General features: G+C 54.8%; 2 protein-coding genes. Both read right to left on the bottom strand.

The window, feature by feature from the left end:
* Positions 1 to 60: 60 nt before the first annotated feature.
* On the bottom strand, positions 61 to 411 hold the full coding sequence (locus C448_RS01115; RefSeq protein ID WP_049915999.1) for a hypothetical protein: 351 nt from the start codon (positions 409 to 411) through the stop codon (positions 61 to 63).
* A gap of 60 nt (positions 412 to 471) precedes the next feature.
* Entirely contained in the window at positions 472 to 1,935 is a 1,464-nt protein-coding gene (locus tag C448_RS01110; protein WP_455429038.1) for a transposase, read from the bottom strand.
* Between the last annotated feature and the right edge of the window lie 12 nt (positions 1,936 to 1,947).

Below are 1,947 nucleotides of genomic sequence, written 5' to 3'. Positions count from 1 at the left end.
GCTCTTCTGTGAGTTCGTTGGCTGCTTGGTCCGGCTGCATCAACCGACCAAGCAGCCCGTTCACCTAACCCGCTTTGTGAGGTACTGAGTCTCCATTTTTCTCGGATGATATTTTTCTGGCAGAATTGTATTGGGGATAATCATCAAAATCACTCGTTGAAAACCCAAAAAATATACTAAAATACCATGAGAATACATGAGTTTCCCTGAATAGTAGATGAATGCACCCACAGCATATGTGACGATTCCGGCCACCTGTGCGGGGGTCTGCGGACCGCGCCGAACGCGGTCAACAGGCTGATCGGCGAACATCGGGTCGATACCGATGAGTATCGGTTGAACGATGTCCTGAAAGACGAACCACATCACTACGACGAGTATCGCTACTTCGATGTATCCTCTGAGCTTCATTGTTATGATTTTGTTATATATTGTCCTGTGGTATGATTGTAATTCGGTTGTACATGCTCTCTATTGGGTTGGAAGTAGGTCACACATCGAGGTATGATTTCTGTTTGCTGGTTCGAGCGATGCCTGCACGCTGCAGTAGTCGTTCGCCTTACTGTACCAATCGACTCCTTCCATCCCTCGTGATCCCTGTTTGTACACATCGTTGATTGCTTCGGGTGAGAAACCAGCATTTACAAGCTGTTCGACCCGCTTGAGGCTGTGGTCGTTCTCGACGTACCACACGACATCCTTGGCAGGTACATCCATATTCCGGAGTCGACTGACTCGCTTGAAGTTGGTACTCTCGGGACTGAGTTTCAACCCGCTCTCGGAGGCTTCAGCCATCATTTCGAGATTCCCGTCTTTGGAGAACTCCGTGATTTGCTCCATCGTGAAGCCTTCCTTTTTCAATGTGCTCGCTGCCCCATCAGCCGTGACGTCGAGTGCCTTCTTCACGACCGAATTCGGCATGTACGGCCCGACGTGGTTGACGATCAACTGTCCGAGTGTTTTGAGATCCCCGGCCATTTCCCCACCAAAGCTCGCTTTCCAATTTTTGAGGTGTCGTATCGCCAGCTTTCCCTCAGTCAGCTTCGCGAGACCGGGAATAGCTCCGGCTGCGCTGAGCGCTGCAGTACCCAGTTTTCCGTTTGCAGCGTCTTGGACGGCATCACGCGCGTCCGCGATGCTGCCCAACGTTGGAACGAACGATCCGGCAATCTGGCCGAGGATGTAGAACACGGAGTTCGCCGACTCCACCGGACGCCATCCGTCCCGCATCCCCGTTTGGCCGAAGAATGCACCCTTTATCGCTGTCTTCGCGTCTTTTAGGGAAAGATCGGCCAGGAAGTCGGGAATCTCGAACGTGTGACCCGCGATCTTCACCGTGTGAGGTTGCTCCCCCGACGAGCCATCGTTGTTGGAATCCGTCCTCGCATCGCCGCTGTTGCTGTTCTCTCTATTATCACTACTATCGAGCCCGTCTAAGAATTCCGTACTACCCGTCACCCAATATCGCCTGAAATCGCTGCTGTACGATTCGGCAGACCGATCCGTTAGCGTCGACAAAAAAGAACCGAGCTCAGTTATCGGGCGATCGCGTCCGCCACTTCGTGGCCGTCCGGCCCCCGGCCGGACCGCCACNAGCAGGTTGTGCGTCGCTGAGAACAACGACCACTCCGCTTGTGCCCCCGTCTCCCCGCGTAACAGGAATCGGTCGCAGCCGCGGGTGACGTGCTGACCGAACACTGCTTCGACGCTCTGGCTACGCTTGCGGTAGATACCTCTTCCCCGTTTCGTCCGGAGTTTCCGCTCCATGCGTTCTTTCAGCCCGTACCATTTGGGGATCCGCCCTCGCGGCGGATCCGCTTCCCGAAGCTCTTTCCGTCGCTTCCAGTCTTTGGTCGTGGCGATGAACAGCTCCGTCTGCTCATCCGCTAACTGCGCGTTCGCTTTGCTCCAGTAGCCAGCGTCGGCAAGCGCCATCTCCGGGCGCTT

This window comes from Halococcus morrhuae DSM 1307 (genome assembly GCF_000336695.1).
Lineage (GTDB): Archaea > Halobacteriota > Halobacteria > Halobacteriales > Halococcaceae > Halococcus > Halococcus morrhuae.
The sequence above is the reverse complement of the archived record's forward strand: the minus strand, read 5'-3'. Positions and strand labels throughout refer to the sequence as shown.

Coding starts and splice junctions, on each gene's coding strand:
- C448_RS01115 (WP_049915999.1), bottom strand. CDS start 411: ATGAAGCTCAGAGGATACATCGAAGTAGCGATACTCGTCGTAGTGATG.